The sequence below is a fragment of the Psychromonas sp. KJ10-10 genome (assembly GCF_047323245.1).
Taxonomy (GTDB): Bacteria; Pseudomonadota; Gammaproteobacteria; order Enterobacterales; family Psychromonadaceae; genus Psychromonas.
The window spans coordinates 93009-109970 of the sequence record NZ_CP178826.1; the positions used below are offsets into that span (position 1 = coordinate 93009).

General features: G+C 38.0%; 14 protein-coding genes, 2 tRNA genes, 5 pseudogenes and 1 riboswitch. Of the genes and pseudogenes, 14 read left to right on the top strand and 7 right to left on the bottom strand.

The features are described 5' to 3' along the window. The first annotated feature begins 105 nt into the window (after positions 1-105). The 3 genes from ACLKMH_RS00540 to ACLKMH_RS00550 all read left to right on the top strand — a co-directional run bounded on the left by ACLKMH_RS00540 (position 106) and on the right by ACLKMH_RS00550 (position 2077). Entirely contained in the window at positions 106-1209 is a 1104-nt protein-coding gene (locus tag ACLKMH_RS00540; protein ID WP_413700424.1) for an MATE family efflux transporter, read from the top strand. Between the two features lie 64 nt (positions 1210-1273). After that, the gene (locus ACLKMH_RS00545) at positions 1274-1561 is read left to right on the top strand and encodes a hypothetical protein (RefSeq protein ID WP_413700425.1); all 288 of its coding nucleotides are present in this window, start codon (positions 1274-1276) and stop codon (positions 1559-1561) included. Positions 1562-1663: 102 nt separating this feature from the next. Next, a complete protein-coding gene (locus ACLKMH_RS00550) occupies positions 1664-2077 on the top strand; it encodes a CBS domain-containing protein (protein WP_413700426.1) in 414 nt (137 codons plus the stop codon). Positions 2078-2132: 55 nt separating this feature from the next. Here ACLKMH_RS00550 and ACLKMH_RS00555 read toward each other — a convergent pair whose 3' ends face one another. From ACLKMH_RS00555 to orn, 7 genes and pseudogenes are all read right to left on the bottom strand, one after another. Continuing rightward, the gene (locus tag ACLKMH_RS00555; RefSeq protein WP_413700427.1) at positions 2133-2303 is read right to left on the bottom strand and encodes a hypothetical protein; all 171 of its coding nucleotides are present in this window, start codon (positions 2301-2303) and stop codon (positions 2133-2135) included. Beyond that, positions 2296-2786: pseudogene (gene tadA / locus ACLKMH_RS00560) on the bottom strand (tRNA adenosine(34) deaminase TadA). The gene ACLKMH_RS00555 and the pseudogene tadA overlap by 8 nt, the downstream one beginning before the upstream one ends. A 50-nt stretch (positions 2787-2836) precedes the next feature. Continuing rightward, positions 2837-3710, bottom strand: a pseudogene (locus ACLKMH_RS00565) (prepilin peptidase). Between the two features lie 14 nt (positions 3711-3724). Beyond that, positions 3725-4159 (bottom strand): nucleoside-diphosphate kinase, encoded by a 435-nt coding sequence (gene ndk / locus ACLKMH_RS00570; RefSeq protein WP_413700428.1) that lies wholly within the window; start codon positions 4157-4159, stop codon positions 3725-3727. A gap of 474 nt (positions 4160-4633) precedes the next feature. Continuing rightward, positions 4634-4708 (bottom strand) — tRNA-Gly (locus tag ACLKMH_RS00575). A gap of 50 nt (positions 4709-4758) precedes the next feature. Continuing rightward, a tRNA-Gly gene (locus ACLKMH_RS00580) sits at positions 4759-4833 on the bottom strand. Between the two features lie 173 nt (positions 4834-5006). Beyond that, a pseudogene (gene orn / locus ACLKMH_RS00585) lies at positions 5007-5542 on the bottom strand (oligoribonuclease). A gap of 117 nt (positions 5543-5659) precedes the next feature. Between orn and rsgA the strand changes: the two are divergent. The 11 genes and pseudogenes from rsgA (at position 5660) to ACLKMH_RS00640 (ending at position 16948) form a co-directional block, all read left to right on the top strand. Further along, positions 5660-6700: a small ribosomal subunit biogenesis GTPase RsgA gene (gene rsgA, locus ACLKMH_RS00590; protein WP_413700429.1), complete on the top strand. Its 1041-nt coding sequence runs from the start codon at positions 5660-5662 to the stop codon at positions 6698-6700. Between the two features lie 12 nt (positions 6701-6712). After that, positions 6713-7570, top strand: coding sequence for an archaetidylserine decarboxylase (gene asd, locus ACLKMH_RS00595; protein ID WP_413700430.1), 858 nt, complete (start codon positions 6713-6715; stop codon positions 7568-7570). A 17-nt stretch (positions 7571-7587) separates the two neighbouring features. Then, positions 7588-9122: pseudogene (gene ilvA, locus ACLKMH_RS00600) on the top strand (threonine ammonia-lyase, biosynthetic). Between the two features lie 12 nt (positions 9123-9134). Continuing rightward, complete coding sequence (locus ACLKMH_RS00605) at positions 9135-10196, top strand: ion channel (RefSeq protein WP_413700431.1); 1062 nt, start codon at positions 9135-9137, stop codon at positions 10194-10196. Positions 10197-10420: 224 nt separating this feature from the next. Beyond that, positions 10421-10557: riboswitch (cobalamin riboswitch) on the top strand. A gap of 129 nt (positions 10558-10686) precedes the next feature. Beyond that, positions 10687-12570 (top strand): TonB-dependent receptor plug domain-containing protein, encoded by a 1884-nt coding sequence (locus ACLKMH_RS00610; RefSeq protein WP_413700432.1) that lies wholly within the window; start codon positions 10687-10689, stop codon positions 12568-12570. Between the two features lie 34 nt (positions 12571-12604). Next, positions 12605-13609, top strand: coding sequence for an ABC transporter substrate-binding protein (locus ACLKMH_RS00615; RefSeq protein WP_413700433.1), 1005 nt, complete (start codon positions 12605-12607; stop codon positions 13607-13609). After that, positions 13599-14617 (top strand): annotated as a pseudogene (locus tag ACLKMH_RS00620) (FecCD family ABC transporter permease). Before ACLKMH_RS00615 ends, ACLKMH_RS00620 begins: the two are co-directional and overlap by 11 nt. Positions 14618-14644: 27 nt before the next feature. Further along, complete coding sequence (locus ACLKMH_RS00625) at positions 14645-15436, top strand: ABC transporter ATP-binding protein (RefSeq protein WP_413700434.1); 792 nt, start codon at positions 14645-14647, stop codon at positions 15434-15436. Positions 15437-15655: 219 nt separating this feature from the next. Further along, positions 15656-16039, top strand: coding sequence for a hypothetical protein (locus ACLKMH_RS00630; protein WP_413700435.1), 384 nt, complete (start codon positions 15656-15658; stop codon positions 16037-16039). Between the two features lie 32 nt (positions 16040-16071). Beyond that, the gene (locus ACLKMH_RS00635; RefSeq protein ID WP_413700436.1) at positions 16072-16338 is read left to right on the top strand and encodes a hypothetical protein; all 267 of its coding nucleotides are present in this window, start codon (positions 16072-16074) and stop codon (positions 16336-16338) included. 244 nt (positions 16339-16582) lie between these two features. Beyond that, complete coding sequence (locus tag ACLKMH_RS00640) at positions 16583-16948, top strand: PaaI family thioesterase (RefSeq protein WP_413700437.1); 366 nt, start codon at positions 16583-16585, stop codon at positions 16946-16948. Positions 16949-16962 lie beyond the last annotated feature (14 nt).

Here is a 16962-nt window from a genome sequence, read left to right on the forward strand (position 1 = left end):
ATATTAGTGAAGCAATCGAAACTAATTAGCTTATAAAAGCCATCTTCCATAAGATGGCGTTACTGATTAAAGGCTCATCACTCAATAAATAAGGCTTTCACATATATGGTAAAAGAGACTAAAGGCAAGTTTGTAAGTGGCAATATCTTTCGCCATATCGTAATCATGTCTTCAACTAACGCGATAGGATTAACTGCACTGTTTTTAGTTGACCTAGCAGATCTCTTCTTTATCAGTTTACTGGGTGAAACTGAATTAGTCTACGCCGTTGGTTATGCGGGTACCATCGCATTTTTTACCACTTCAATTGGCATTGGTTTATCGATTGCAATGACAGCCCTTGTTTCCAAGGCGATAGGCCAACAAAATAGAGAAAAAGCACGCAGATTAGTGATCAATATTCTGGTTACTGGCTTTCTTATTAGTGCCAGCGTATCCGCATTTGCTTGGTTCTTCTCTCCTGAATTAATTAGTTTACTAGGAGCAAAAGGGATAACTCACGATCTTGCTGTTGAGTATCTGCGCATATTACTCCCTTCATTACCTATTTTGTCCGTTGCTATGAGCGCTGGAGTCGCACTACGTTCTGTCGGTGATGCAAAGCGCGCCATGTACTCCACCTTAGCAGGTGGTGGTGTCAATGCGATTTTAGACCCATTATTTATTTTTACCTTTGCACTAGGCTTACACGGTGTCGCCATTGCATCAGTACTTGCACGTTGTGCAGTAGCGTGGGTCGCTTTGTATGGCGTGATTAACATTCATAAACTACTGGGGCGATTTAATTTTCAAGATTGGATAGCAGATCAAAAAGAAATTTTAAAAGTCGCTATTCCCGCTATGACAACGAATATTGCAACACCAATTGGAAATGCCTATGTCACAATGATGATTGCTTCATTTGGTGATAGCTATGTCGCAGGTTGGGCTGTGGTTGGACGCTTAATTCCTGTCGCTTTTGGCATGATTTTCGCGATGTCTGGCGCGGTTGGGCCTATTGTGGGGCAAAATTTTGGCGCGGAAATCTACGATAGGGTACATCTAACCTTAAAACGAGCACTGCAATTTGGTAGTTGTTATGTTGCATTAATGTCATTGTTAATTTATCTGTTACAGGATCACATCGTAATGCTATTTGGTGCGCAGGGGGAATCAAGTCGCATTAATTCGATTTTATTGCACCTGGATATGCATTACCTTTATCTTTAATGGCATCCTTTTTGTTGCTAATGCGACCTTTAATAACCTAGGTTACCCAACAACATCGACTATTATGAATATCGGTAAAGCGACAATCGGTACTATTCCTTTGGTATACTTTGGAGGCCAGTGGTTTGGTGCCATTGGTGCTATGTCAGGACAAGCATTAGGATCTATTATTTTTGGTCTGATTGCTTGGGGATGGGCGCAAAGATTATTAAAGCAATTAGGTCAAAACAAACAACACGCTATAGAAGAACCATCATTAAACCCTTCGTTACCCTTGATACCATTTTGTTCTAGTCGTGCCTATATTTGTGCTGACAGTGAAGAGTCACTGATAGATAACAAAAAACCATAACAACAAATAAACTATCAATTCAATAGAAACAATCAACTTTACCTATTAAAATATATTTCTTATAGTTATGACATCTATCTAGGCCATCACAAGGTGCAAATTATGAGTATAAAAACAGTTCAAAATATCATCCATAAAAAAGCAATTACAGTTCAATGTCAGACCCCATTGGCAAAAATAATTGATACCTTAATTAAAAGCCAGCAAACTCAATTACCGGTGGTAAACAATAGCAATAAACTAATAGGCATGGTTTCACTAATGGACTGTCAAAAAGCGTTATTACATAGTGCTTATCACTGTGATCAACCTGTCATTGTTAATGATATTATGGCAAAAGATTATACCTACTTAGCATTAGATCAACAGCTATCAGAGGTCGCCATCAAAACGCAACAGCATAATGAAAACATTTTTCCAGTACAACATGAGGGGAAATTTGTTGGAGTTATAAAACGAGTTGATCTACTAACAGAGTTGAATAATGATCTTTCTCTTTGTTCACAAAGAAAATAAATCGCAAGGTAAAAAGGGGCAAGAAGTCTGAAAAATAAAGCCAGAATAGTTCTGGCTAGTCTTTTTTCTCAATGGTTATCTGAATATTTTTACTGTTTCCAGCAAACCATTTCTGTACATACAAACTACCAATAATTGGTGGTTGCCCTTCATCAGGAACCTCTTTATAACGAATACTATTTTTAGTTTCTTTTTCTATTTCAAAGTTAACGGTTTTATTATTCATTTTCCTGCTCAATTTGGGTTGTATTAAGAGACTTTTTCAGCGCTTTCTTTTCCTTACGACGACGTTTAAAAAAATCACTTATTTTAGTAGCACACTGCTCAGCAAGAATATCAGAGGTAACCTCAATTTGATGATTTAATTGTTCATTACGTACTAAATTAAACACACTGCCAGCGGCTACCTGTTTTATAATCACCCGCACCATAAACAAGACGTTTTATGCGCGCATGAACTAATGCGCCAGCGCACATAGGACAAGGTTTCTAAGGTCACATAGAGGGTACAATCAATTAAACGATAATTTTCTAACACCTGACCAGCATTACGGATCGCCATAATTTCAGCATGTGCGCAGGCATCGTGATTCAAAATAGACAAATTCCAACCTTCTGCAACAATTTGATCATCTTTGACCAATACAGCACCGACTGGAATTTCATTTTCCAACTCAGCTTTATCCGCTAAAGACAAAGCATAAGTCATCCATTTTTCATCTATTTCTTGTTGTGCAATAACTAACGGATTATCTGGCACTATAATACCAAGGAAAAATATAGTTCATTTAGCTCAACACCATAAACTAAATAGATCCAACCAGCGATTGCTAGATAAGGGCCGAAAGGCATTGGGCGACTTTCTTTGTCCTTTGATGCAAGCATTACAGCAACGCCAATAACTGCTCCTGCAAAGGAAGAAAGCAATATAATAAGCGGTAATGCTTGCCAACCAAACCAAGCACCAAGGGCGACAAACAATTTAAAGTCTCCATAACCCATACCATCTTTACCAGTCAGTAATTTAAAAGCCCAATAAATAGACCATAAGCTTAAATAACCAACAGCGAGCACCAATAACCGCCCCAGTTAAATCAGTAAAGGTCGTCGAGATATTTATTAATAAACCAAACCATAATAAGGGTAAAGTCAGCTGATCTGGCAATAACATAGTATCGAAATCGATAAAAGTAAGGCTGATCAAAACCCAGGTGAACAATAATGCAAACAATAATGTCCAACCGAATGGAAATACCATAGCGACAGCTAACGAAGTAACACCTGTTAATAATTCAATACTTGGATAACGTTTGCTAATTTTGCAAGCACAATGTTTGCAACGACCTTTTTGAAATAACCAACTCAGTAATGGGATATTTTCACTTGAGCCGATTAAATGGTTACATTCAGGACAACGAGAGCGAGGTACAACTAAGTTAAATACCTCTTCATCTGCTTTTATGCCCGCTTCTGGAAAGCTTTCAGCACACTCAACTTTCCATTCACGTTCCATCATTATGGGTAAACGATAGATAACCACATTTAAGAATGATCCTACCAAAACGCCAAGAATGGTTACGCAAGCATAAAGTAACTCAGGTACTTGCTCCATCAACATTATAAAATCATTCATGCAGTTGATTTACCTTAGGCTTCAGCAGGAGGACAAATTTCATCATCAGCAAAAAAGAACGCGATTTCACGCGCCGCAGACTCAGGACTATCAGAGCCATGTACGGCATTAAGGCGGGTTGATTCTGCAAAATCAGCGCGAATTGTACCAGGAGCGACTTGAGTAGGATCTGTTTTTCCAATTATTTCACGGTAATGAGTAATGGCATCTTCACCTTGCAATACCTGCACTGTAATAGGGCCAGAGGTCATGAATTCAACTAATGGTTCATAAAACTCTCTGCCTTTATGTTCTGTATAAAAAGCTTCAGCTTGCGCAGGAGTCATTTGTATCATTTTAAGTGCAACTGGTGTCAGCCCAGCTTGCTCAAAACGACCTAAAATAGCACCAATATTTTGTTTACGTACGGCATCTGGCTTGATAATCGATAGTGTTCTTTGTAATGGCATAATAACTACTTTAATTTAATGAATTGAATACTCAATATAGCGAGTAATACTCTAGGCATCAACTGCAAAATAGATTTATGGGTCAGTAACTCACAGCTTAGTGACTGATAATTAATATTAAAGAGGCTGAATGCTTGAATTCTTGAATGCTTGAACGCTTGAATGCTTGAATGCTTGAATGCTTGAATGCTTGAATGCTTGAATGCTTGAATGCTTGAACATTATCTTTACAAGAAAGGCAAGGTTGGTATTTTTATTAAAAAATAAAATAATTTTAAAAATATATACAATATTTAATTTAGATATTAAAAGTAAAGTTATTAAGGATAATCTAAGAATGTAGCGACACAAAACCTTGAACTCTTGACCCCGTATCTTAATAAAAAGGCAAGGTTGGTATTTTTATTAACAAATAAAATAATTTTATAAAGTATTATATTTTGTTTAGGGGGATATATAGATAACTTTAAAGAATGGAGCGGCACAAGAGGTTCGAACTCTTGACCCCAACCTTGGCAAGGTTGTGCTCTACCACTGAGCTAGTGCCGCATAATATTTTTCTTGAAAAAGAGTTTAACTCTTTTATATAAACCAGAATATGGAGCGGCACAAGAGGTTCGAACTCTTGACCCCAACCTTGGCAAGGTTGTGCTCTACCACTGAGCTAGTGCCGCATAATCATAATATTACTGATTTATTTATACTCAACAAACCATCTAGGTGATGCCTGTTTCGTATGGGGTGCGATTATAGAGCGGAGCAAAATGAATGCAAGCTTTTTTTATTGTTTTTCAACAATACAAAGCTTGCTTGCTGAGTTTTTGTTCAAAAGCCTAATTTATGAGCTTTAAAACTTAAAGAAATGCTCTCGATAATGTTTTAATTCAGAAATAGATTCCTTAATATCCATCATCGCTAGGTGTGTTCCTTGTTTCTTATGCGCATTAACCATATCAGGCGCCCAACGGCGTCCTAGCTCTTTAATACTGCTGACATCAATACTACGGTAATGGAAAAAGGCTTCTAGTTCTTTCATATAACGTACTAAGAAACGGCGATCCTGGCCAATGCTATTTCCACACAAGGGTGAAGCACCTGCTTCAGTCCATTTTTTAAAAATGCTAAGGTTTCTTGCTCTGCTTGTGCACAACTAATTTTGCTGTTAATAACACGTTCAGTTAAGCCAGATTCACCATGATGCTTCACACACCACTCATCCATCGCATCCATTTTTTCTTTGCTTTCATGGATAACCATTTCCGGCCCTTCAGCAAGTATATTAAGATCGCTGTCAGTTACAATAGTCGCGATTTCGATGATAGTATCCGTCTCTGGATCAAGACCTGTCATCTCTAAATCGATCCATATTAAATTTGTATTCATGTTTATTGTGATCCTTTTCTCTAGGAGAGAACGCTCTTTTGCTAAATCATCTACAAAATATAGTATGATACTCGATTAATACAATATGTGATAGTTAAGTAATCATTAAGGAAGCCTGTGGCTAAGAAGAAAAAACTCAGTAAAAATCAAGTTCGTCGAGTTCAAAGCAATCAAAATAAACGCTTAAATAAAAAAGAAAGCAAAGAATGGGATGAATCTGAACTTGGGCCACAATTACAAGGTGTTGTAATTAGCCGTTTTGGTCAACATGCTGATATCGAAGATGAAAATGGTAACATTGAGCGCTGTAATTTACGCCGAGCAGTGAAATCATTAGTCACAGGCGATCGCGTTGTCTGGCGAGCAGGCAATGAGTCATTTCAAGGAATCAGTGGCGTAGTTGAAGCTGTGCACCCGCGTAAAACCGTACTAACAAGACCTGATTATTACGATGGTATCAAACCGATTGCCGCTAACATTGATCATATTATTATTGTAAGCTCTATAGCACCTGAGTTTTCACGCAATATTATTGACCGCTACCTCGTGGCCTGTGAAGATATTGGTATCACACCGGTTATTGTACTCAACAAAAGCGATTTACTTGACCCTGAGTCTGAAAAGCTTATTGATAATGAACTACAAAGTTATCGAGATATTGGTTATAAAGTACTTTATAGCTCCAAACATGGCGATGGACTTAATAGCTTAAAAGCGGTGATGAAAGATAAAACCAATATTTTTGTTGGCCAGTCTGGTGTTGGCAAAACCTCTTTATTAAATATGCTACTACCCGAAGTAGAAGCAATAACGGGAGAAATATCAGAAGGTTCTGGACTAGGCAAGCATACAACTACTACCGCGCGGTTATATCACTTCCCTGAGGGAGGCGATCTGATTGATAGCCCTGGTATTCGAGAATTCTCACTGTGGCATTTATCACCCGAGCGTATTGCCAGTGGTTTTATTGAATTTAGGGAACACTTGGGAGGTTGTCGTTTTAGAGATTGTAAACATAAAACCGATCCAGGTTGTGCCTTGATGGTCGCCGTTGATGAAAACAAAATAGATGAAGCACGTTACCAAAGCTTCTTACGCATTTTAGATACCATGGATGACGCAAAAAATGCACGTCACCGTGACCCGAATACCTATTAAGTAGAGAATTATATGAGTGATCAATTTAAAATTATTGGCCAATACATTTTACCGAAGCACCTTTTATCACGCCTAACGGGTAAATTAGCAGCAGCGAAAGCAGGTAAACTGACCACATTTTTAATCAAAAAGTTTATTGCGCAATATAAAATTAATATGGATGAAGCAAAACACTCTGAACCTGAACATTTTGAAACCTTTAATGATTTCTTCACGCGCGAGTTAAAAGAAGGCGCACGCACCATTATCGAAGGTGATGACAACCTAGCAACACCTGTTGATGGAAAAGTCAGCCAACAGGGTGATATCAAAGAAGGACGAATATTCCAAGCAAAGGGCCATGACTTTAGTTTACGAGAGTTACTTGGCGGACGTGATGATGTTGCGGCACCTTTTGACGAAGGGATTTTCTCAACGGTTTATTTAGCACCGAAGGATTATCACCGTATTCATATGCCAATAACGGGTAAATTAGAGCAAATGATATTTATCCCCGGAGATCTTTTTTCTGTAAACCCATTAACAGCCGAAAATGTACCTAACTTATTTGCTCGAAATGAACGTGCCGTCGCCATTTTCTCCACCGCTATTGGACCAATGGCGATGGTGCTTGTAGGCGCGACCATTGTAGCCAGCATTGAAACGGTTTGGGCTGGCACTTTAAGAGGCAAAGAAATCCAGTACAGTGATTATTCAGATCAAGACATTACCCTTGAAAAAGGCGCCGAAATGGGACGATTTAAGCTAGGAAGCACTATTGTTGCGCTATTCCCTAAGGGAAGCATTAACTTTGCTGAGCAATTAGAAGCAGGTTCAGTAACACGTTTAGGTGAGTTATTTGCCACCGTAAATCCCGAAAATAGCCTTTAACAGAGCAACATCACCCTATGACAGAGACATTATCAGCAAGCACAATATTTAAAAAAATACTACTAGCTCCGGTTTATGAAGTTGCGATTGAAACGCCATTACAACTTATGCCTAAATTATCTGAGCGACTTGATAATCATATTTTTTTAAAGCGCGAAGACAGACAACCAGTACATTCATTTAAGTTACGTGGTGCTTATAACAAATTAGCAAACCTTTCCGAGCAACAAAAACACTGTGGAGTGATTGCGACTTCAGCTGGAAATCATGCCCAGGGTGTGGCGCTATCCGCGCAAAAGATGGGCATCAAAGCAACAATAGTGATGCCTAAAACAACCCCCGATATCAAAGTTAGCTCTGTACGTGCATGGGGAGCAAACGTAATATTACATGGCAATAGCTTTGATGCTTGCTAGCGAACCATTCCAAACAACTTGCTAAACAACATAATTACACCCCTATTCACCCCTTTGATGATAGTGATGTAATTGCAGGGCAAGGCACCATTGCCAAAGAATTAATTCAACAAAATGTACATCTTGATAAAATTTTTGTTCCCGTTGGTGGTGGAGGCTTAGCCGCAGGCATAGCCGTTTATATCAAACAACTTTTACCGCATATTAAAATTATAGCCGTAGAGCCTGAAGATGTCGCCAGCTTAAAGGTTGCATTAGATCACGGTGGTCCTATTACCTTAAGCAAAGTCGGATTATTTGCCGATGGCGTTGCAGTAAAAACCATTGGTAGCGAAACCTTCCGTTTATGCCAACAACATGTTGATGAAGTCATTACTGTCAGCAGTGATGAGATTTGTGTCGCTGTAAAAGACATTTTTGAAGATACACGCGCAATTGCTGAGCCAGCTGGCGCTGTTTCCCTCGCAGGGCTTAAAAAATATAGTCAGCAACATCAATTAAAAGGGGAGCAACTGAGTGCCATTTTAAGTGGTGCAAATGTTAACTTTCATGGATTACGTTATGTTTCTGAACGCTGTGAATTAGGCGAACAAAAAGAAAGTATCCTAGCGGTCACTATCCCAGAAAAACAAGGTGCTTTTTTAGATTTTTGTAATGAGTTAGATGGCCGTGCAATTACTGAATTTAATTACCGTTTTAATTCTCGAAAAGAAGCTAATATTTTTGTTGGTATTCGCACACCAGAAGGTGCTGATGAATTAATTACCCTCACCGATAATCTCATCAAAAAGGATTATTCAGTTGCGGATTTGAGTCATGATGAAGTGGCCAAATTGCATCTACGTTATATGGTTGGAGGCGCTCCTAGCGAGGATTTAAAAGAGCATATTTATAGTTTTGAATTTCCAGAACACCCTAATGCACTACTTAAATTTTTGAATATGTTAGGCACCCATGCCAATATTACACTATTCCACTATCGCAACCATGGAGTCGCGTATGGACAGGTATTGGCAGGTTTTGAAGTAAAAGACGATAATATTCAATCCTTTACTCAACATCTTAAAAAATTAGGATATAACTATAAAGATGAAACCGATAACCAAGCCTATCGTTTTTTCTTAGCGAATAAATAACAGAGGTTATGAATGCTCCCTAATCAAAGAATAAATAGAATCTTTCGGCGACTTTCTCGGCGCATGACTTGGCCAGTGATGTTTGCACTAGTTATCATGCAAACCGCTGTTACCTACTTTTTATTTTTGATCGCGAGCGAAAGCGACCTGATAAATCACCCTTTAGAGTTTTTATATTACAATATGGTGGTGATCTCGACGGTTGGCTTTGGAGATTATAGCCCTGTCACTCATGCAGGAAAAATGATTGTTGCACTGTGGCAAATCCCCTCTGGTCTGATTATATTTGCCTCATTTATCGGTAAAGTAACACAACTATTTATTAACATAGCGAGAAGAAATATGAACGGTAGCAATGATTTTTACCACTATGATGATCACATCCTATTGCTATGCTGGGATGAATATTCAACAAGACAAATAGTGAAGCTTATTCTTGGAGATAAAAAACGCCAAAAACGTCAAATATTGCTTTGTGTCACCGATGATATGCAAAATCCTTTTCCTGATAATCTTGATGTTTCCTTTGCTAGATTACGTACATTTTCCGATAAAAAAGAGCTGGATCGTATTGCACTTAGTAAAGCCAAACGCATTATTATCGATGGTAAATCCGATGATGAAACATTGTCTATTGCATTAAGCATCGCAACCTTTGCGGCACAGGATGCCAATATATCAGCGCATTTTTTCGATAAAACCAAAGCAGAGCTACTTAAAATACACTGTCCACGCATTGAATGTAGTATTGATAATAGCGCTAAAATGATGGTCCGTAGTATGCAAGATCCTGGATCTAGCCAAGTAGCGGAGCAATTGCTTTCAACACTATCAGGCGCCACTCTATATTGCTTACAAACACCAGAACTTGATACAGACATTCACTTTGGGTCACTTTTCCATAACTTAAAACAACAACATGGCATGATATTAATTGGATTAAGTCACTTCAAAAATGGTGACGATATGCAACTTAATCCAGCACCTGAACAAATCATTAAAAGCGGTGATTATTTACATTATATTGCTGATGAGCGTATCGATATTGAAACAATCAATTGGCAACAGGTATAAATAACAAGTCTGAATAAGCTAATTATGACGATTGTTATGAAGGCTATGAAGGTTATATTAAATAGCTAACATAAATTATTCTTATCTTCATTTGAAACCCTTTGAAAAAACAAAAGAAACTTTATTTCAAAGGGTTACAAACATCACAAAAATTGTAAATGAAATTTTTTCATAAAACCCATTGAATAAGCTCAATCCCATACGTTGACACTTGCTTTTAAATTCCTATAATCGCCTTTTTATGTTTATGCCTCACCTGAGTCATAATTAAATGGGAAGCTATCGCACTGCCCCCGCAACTGTAATAGGTTTTACAATGTAAATCCTCAGTCAGATACCAGCATAAAAAACGTCACTATCTAATTAACGGGTTGGTTTTTTAGAGCGTATAAACACATGTTGTGGCGAATCAGAGGAAGTTTTCTCTACTTTGCTGTCCCATGACGTCAAAAAGAAAACTTCCAATTTAATAAATTTATAAGGAAGTTTCATGTTTACACTACGCCACACTCCTATTGCCCTTGCAGTATTAAGCTTATATAACGTCCAAGCTATCGCGGCAGATGATCAAAACACCACTCAGCGTATGAATATCAACATCACCAAAGGTTACACTACGTTAATCGTTGATGAAGAAAGTCGTACAGAAACCGGAACCGCCGTTTCTGTCTTTACTGAAAAAGACATTGAAACACTTCAAGCTAAAACCGTCGCTGAAGTATTACAAAATGCACCAGGCGTTTCTGTTGCCTCAAATGGTGGTATCGGCCATAGAACATCTGTTTTCATTCGCGGTAGTGCTTCTAGTAATACCGTTGTGGTTATTGATGGTGTTAAAGTAACTGATCAATCATCTGCAAGTGGCGGTTTTGACTTTGCACATTTAACAACAGACGGCATCGAACAAATTGAAGTGATCCGTGGTTCGCAAAGTGCACTATGGGGAAGTGATGCGCTAGGTGGTGTAATCAACATAACCACTAAAAAAGGTAAGCAAGGTCTTCATAGCAGTGCCGATATTGAGTTTGGTGGAAACGATTATGCCAAGCAATCTGTCAATATTAATGGTGCGACTTCACAGGCTCATTACTCATTATCAGCCTCTAACTTATCGACGGAAGGCATTAGCGCACAAACAGGTACTGATGACGATCCAGATGATGATAGCTACAGAAATAAAGTGCTAAACCTAAAAGCAGGTTACCAATTTACACCGATTTTTTCTGTTGATGGAGTAATGCGTTATACCGATTCCAAAAGTGAATATGATGCCTACGGATATGCTTCAGGCCAAGATAACAATGTTTATGGAACTTACCTAAATCGCCTTGCAAAAGTAAATACCCGCCTAAACTTATTAAATAATCATTGGAATAATCGTTTATCCTTATCTTATTCTGATACCTCTTCTGAGAACTTTGACCCTCAAGGTTATTACGGTAGTTATACAGAAAACTCTGGTGAGACATTAAAAGCAGAGCTACAAAGTGACTATCTATTAACAGCAGATGAATTCAATCATCGTTTCACTATCGCAGGTGAAGTTCAAAAAGATAAATATTTACCTTGGAATGGTGGTGCAACACCTGAAGAACAAAAAATGGATAGCTCATCTATCATTGGTGAATATGCATTAGATTGGTCTAAAAAAATATTCTTTACAGGATCTGCACGTTACGACGTGAACAGTGAATTTGATAATACCAGTACTTACAAACTTGCTTTAAGTGCTTGGGCAAGCAAAACCATTCGCCTACATGCAAGCCATGGAACAGGGGTTAAAAACCCAACTTTTAGCCAATTATTCGGTTATTACGCGACACCTGATTTAGAGTCTGAAACCAGTATTTCTACCGATGCTGGTATTGAGTATAACTTTACCGATGTAAATGGTTATATTGATCTTACCTTCTTTGACGCAAAATATAACGATGGTATTCGTTGGAATAGCACTACCTATGGTTATGAAAATCAAGATGAAAAAGTCCAAGGTATCGAAGTTAGCTCATCCTTTAAAGTGCTTAAAAACCTTAGCTTAAACGGCCACTATACTTATCTTAAGACAGAGGATGGTACTACTGAGAAAGATGAGTTAATTCGTCGACCTAAGCACAGTGCAAGCCTAACCAGCACTTATCAATATACAAGTAAGCTTGATGCAACTATTGGCATTAACTATGTCGGTGAACGCCTTGACTATGGCTCTGTCGAGTTAGATGATTATACTTTGGTTAACCTAGGTGTTAATTACAAAATTACTGATCGATTCTCTGTTTATGGAAAAATAGAAAACCTATTCGACGAAGATTATGTGGTTATCACAGACTACGGTACAGACCCTATTACAGGTTACGTTGGTGTGAAATTCCAGTAATATCAATTACTAGCTAAATTAACAGGGTAAATGCATGAATAATTTTAAATTAGTGTTATTTGCCCTGTTATTAGTCTTATTTATTGTTTTTATTCAATTTAAAAAAGAGCTCTTTGTACTTTTCGAAGAAGGTCAGGGAAATTTTACAACTCAGGTAACTGGGGATGATTTTCCAAAAACCTTAACCGATGTTACCGGCATTACCTATCAACTAAAACAACCACCGCAACGAATTTTATCAGCCACTTTAGCAACCGATCATATCCTTTCTGACTTAATCGATCCCAAACGTCTTGTTGCTGTTAGTAGCTATGTCGATTACCCAAGCCTCTCTAATATTGTGGGTTTTTATGACAAAGGTATTAGTCGCACTCAAGGTGAAATCGAGTCAATGTTGGCACTACAACCAGATTTAGTTTTTGTGGCTTCCTATAGCAATCCAGAAACAGTACGTTACTTGTTACGCAGTGGCATTGCGATTGTCCGCTTAAGTGAATTTCGTAGCTTTAATGATATCTTTAACAATATTAATTTAGTGGCAGAAATCACCAACAATCAGCCACAAGCAAAAAATGTAATCAATCGGATACAAAATCAAATTACTCATATCCAAACTCAGGTAAAAAACTTACCTAAGCCACGAGTATTATACTACGACATGAATGGTTACAGTGTCGGTGGTAACTCTTTAATGGACGAAGCAATTACCCTCTCAGGAGGTATTAATATTGCGCAAGGAGTGCTTGCCGAAGGAGAGCAAAAAATAAGTGAAGAAGTAGCTATATCACTGCAACCCGACGTGATAGTGATGAACCAATGGGTATTTAATCAAAACCAGGATGCCGACTCACCAGCAAAAATATTAGCATCAAAAGCCGCCTGGAAAAATGTACCTGCTATTAGAAACAACCGTGTATATGCTGTGCCAGGAACTTGGTTACGCAGTGTTTCACAACACAGAATAAAAGGGGTGGAAGCTATCGCTAAACTATTGCATCCTACTATTAACCTTCAAGAAATGGATCAAGATGTTCAATAATAGCCGTTATATTCCCTTTATTTTCGCATTACTGTTGGCAATATTTGTTGTCTTAACTATCAGTGCGCTTTTGAATGGGCCAACAGACATCTCCATCAACCAAATTAAAGACATTCTTATTGAAGCTATTTTTCAGGATCATCCCAATACAAGGATTATTGACTGGCAACGTAATATTATTTTAGATATTCGTTTACCAAGACTTATCATTGCGTTACTGGCAGGTGCGAGTTTGGCATTGTGTGGCTTAATCATGCAGGGCATGTTTCGTAACCCACTCGCCTCTCCCTCCGTATTGGGTGTATCATCAGGAGCCTCTGTCGGAGCAGTTGTTGCTATTTACCTAGGCGCTTCTCTTTTTCTCCCTGGGCAATTCCATTATTTGCTTTTATTGGCGCAGGTTTATCCTTAAGTTTGGTCTATCGTATCGCTTCAAGTCGAGGCCAAACCAGTGTCACTACCTTGTTACTCTCGGGGGTTGCTGTTAGCGCGCTGAATGTTGCTACTATTTCACTTCTGCTCGCGATTTCTCTTAGTAATTGGGATGTAGCACGCATGATCATATACTGGACAATGGGTGGGCTTGATGGAAGAACTTGGGATCATGTGTTTATTATTCTGCCTATTGTGATCAGTGGCTTCATCCTATTATTATTTTATAACAAGCAGTTAGATCTATTATTATTGGGTGAACAACATGCATTATCTGCAGGGGTTGATGTCCGTCAAACACGACGTAATTTATTGATTATTAGTACTGCAATGGTAGGAGCATCTGTTTCAGTGGTAGGTGGTATTGGCTTTATTGGTCTAGTGGTACCACATATTTTACGTCTTTTACTTGGGCCTTCTCACCGTTATTTATTACCCGCAAGCTTATTAGGAGGTGCAATTGCGTTATTAAGTGCAGACCTTTTCTTAAATACTTTTTTCACAGAACAAGCAATTCCGCTTGGTGTTGTTACAGCAAGCACTTGGTGCGCCTTTCTTTTTATTTCTATTAGTTAAACAACGCTTTGTTACGGGGAATTTATAATGTCAGTTACATTACAATGTAAAGATTTACAATTCTCTTTTTCTAAAAACCCGCAACTTGCAGATATTAATCTGAGCTTTCAAGAAGGTGAGTTTGTTGGCTTGATTGGCGCTAATGGTGCGGGTAAAAGCACCCTACTACAACTATTATTAGGTTTATTAAAAGCAGACTCTGGTGAAGTTTTATTACATGGGGAAAATATCGATCGCATCAAACGCAGAGAAATAGCAAAGCAACTGGCTTTTGTTCCTCAGTCTATAGAATTACCCTTTGCTTTTACTGTGCAACAATTAGTGGCAATGGGACGGAATCCTTATTTAGGGGCATTTGAATTGGAAACAAAGCAAGATAAGATACTCATTGAGCAGGCCATGCAACAAACAGATATTATGCACCTTCAAAATCGCCACGTTAATACACTTTCTGGAGGCGAAAAACAACGTGTCATTATTGCCCGCGCACTGGCACAGCAATCACCAACAATTTTATTAGATGAGCCTATTGCGAGTTTGGATATTTGTCACCAGTTAACCACGTTACAACTAATAAAAAGCTTAACTCAATCGGGTAAAACAGCTATTACTGCTTTACATGATCTCAATTTGGCGACCCGCTATTGTGATCGATTAATCCTCATCGGTAAACGCCAGGATGGTATCACTACTATTCTCTGTGATGGTACTCCGGAGCAAGTCATTACGGCAGAAAATTTAAAAACTAATTTCTCAATTGAGGCGGATATAATCATCAGAAATGGGAATGTTCAGCTAGAAAATATAATACCTATGTAAACACTTTCGCATTACCTCTTAATCACCCCTTCATGGTTGCAATAGATGCATTATTGCAACCATTAGCTTCTAAAATGCAACCATTTAAAAACGCTTTAATTTTCCAAAACCATATAAGACAATAAAAATCAAAGGGTTATAAAACCCTAAACAATTGGCACAATACTTGTAATCTTATATGTAACCTTTAACCATTAATACATTAAAGAAGATTACATCATGAAAGTCGCTCTACTTACTGCACACTCGCGCGTTTCTCCTGTATTTGAAACAGCCTTAACTTGGGTTCTTATTGAAGCAACCGCCAGCAAATGTAATATCTGCGCTGAAAAACCATTTATTGAGAGAAATGAAATGGCCATGGCGCAGGAGCTATTAAATGGAAATGTTGAAATGGTTATTTGCGGGGCAATCCCCTATTACCTTGAAAAAACATTAATCCTCCAAGGTTGCGAAGTATTTTCATTCTTAGTAGGACAAGTGAATGACATCGTAGAAGCATTACACCTTAACCAATTAGACAGCCCCAAATTTACAATGCCTGGATGCCAAAAACGTAAAAAAAGAGAAAACAATCGATTATGCAAATACCTTAACTCATAAAGATTATTCAATTATCAATAAAGGAAAATGAGATGCAAAAAATGCACAGAAAAAGAAACTGTTCTCGTACGCCAGTTAACGAAGACCCATCAGCGCAATGCAAACAAAAACAGCAACGCATTCGTCGCTGTGGACGTGTCATTACAAAGGATGAGCTTAACAATCAGCCTTTAGAAGATTTTCAAGAGAAATGCATACAAAAAGGTAAACGGAGTAGAAAGGGTCAAGGAAGTGGAAATGGCCATCAAAACAGCCATGACAAAGGGTTAGGAAAAGGTCGTCACAGACAAAATGCATAAATTTTCACAGAAATAATCAATAGGTTCTACTTTAAAAATACCTCTAAAACACATTTATGTTCGGGAATGTTTTATCCATGCAACCTTCTTGAACATACGATGAAGTACTTAATAACCAGCTGATAAGAATTAAAATGACTATTTCCCAAAAATCTCATTACAAGATGATATAGATAAATTAAATTTTACACCTGCTACCTTATTATTAAATAAAGTAGAAAAACAGCAAAGCCACCAGCATTGTATGTTATGTGGCACTCAATCAACTTTTGGTTTAAAACTCGATTTTTATAATGACCAAAAAGGAAGCATTTGGGGCAGAGCCAAAGGAGGTATTCATCAACAGGGTTTCCAAGGCATTTTACATGGAGGTTTTCTTGTCGCATTGTTAGATGCAGGCATGTGTAATGTCATTTTTAACAGTGGCGCTGAAGTCGCCACGGGAGATATGAACATCCGCTATCTCACTGAAATCCCAATCACTGCTGATATGATTATTCGAGCACAAATAATAAAAAGCTATCTAACACTTTATAAAGTAGAAGCTGAAATTTATGTTAATCAAAAGGTGGCCGTTAAAGCTAATGCTCGATTTATGAAACGCCAATAATCATGAGCCTGAGG

Excerpts from the sequence above, each read along its gene's own strand:
- ACLKMH_RS00555 (WP_413700427.1), bottom strand. The coding sequence starts at position 2,303 with ATGAATAATAAAACCGTTAACTTTGAAATAGAAAAAGAAACTAAAAAT.
- ACLKMH_RS00550 (WP_413700426.1), top strand. The coding sequence starts at position 1,664 with ATGAGTATAAAAACAGTTCAAAATATCATCCATAAAAAAGCAATTACA.
- ACLKMH_RS00610 (WP_413700432.1), top strand. The coding sequence starts at position 10,687 with ATGTTTACACTACGCCACACTCCTATTGCCCTTGCAGTATTAAGCTTA.
- ACLKMH_RS00540 (WP_413700424.1), top strand. The coding sequence starts at position 106 with ATGGTAAAAGAGACTAAAGGCAAGTTTGTAAGTGGCAATATCTTTCGC.
- ACLKMH_RS00635 (WP_413700436.1), top strand. The coding sequence starts at position 16,072 with ATGCAAAAAATGCACAGAAAAAGAAACTGTTCTCGTACGCCAGTTAAC.
- ndk (WP_413700428.1), bottom strand. The coding sequence starts at position 4,159 with ATGCCATTACAAAGAACACTATCGATTATCAAGCCAGATGCCGTACGT.
- ACLKMH_RS00640 (WP_413700437.1), top strand. The coding sequence starts at position 16,583 with ATGTTATGTGGCACTCAATCAACTTTTGGTTTAAAACTCGATTTTTAT.
- ACLKMH_RS00545 (WP_413700425.1), top strand. The coding sequence starts at position 1,274 with ATGAATATCGGTAAAGCGACAATCGGTACTATTCCTTTGGTATACTTT.
- ACLKMH_RS00605 (WP_413700431.1), top strand. The coding sequence starts at position 9,135 with ATGCTCCCTAATCAAAGAATAAATAGAATCTTTCGGCGACTTTCTCGG.
- ACLKMH_RS00615 (WP_413700433.1), top strand. The coding sequence starts at position 12,605 with ATGAATAATTTTAAATTAGTGTTATTTGCCCTGTTATTAGTCTTATTT.
- ACLKMH_RS00630 (WP_413700435.1), top strand. The coding sequence starts at position 15,656 with ATGAAAGTCGCTCTACTTACTGCACACTCGCGCGTTTCTCCTGTATTT.
- asd (WP_413700430.1), top strand. The coding sequence starts at position 6,713 with ATGAGTGATCAATTTAAAATTATTGGCCAATACATTTTACCGAAGCAC.
- ACLKMH_RS00625 (WP_413700434.1), top strand. The coding sequence starts at position 14,645 with ATGTCAGTTACATTACAATGTAAAGATTTACAATTCTCTTTTTCTAAA.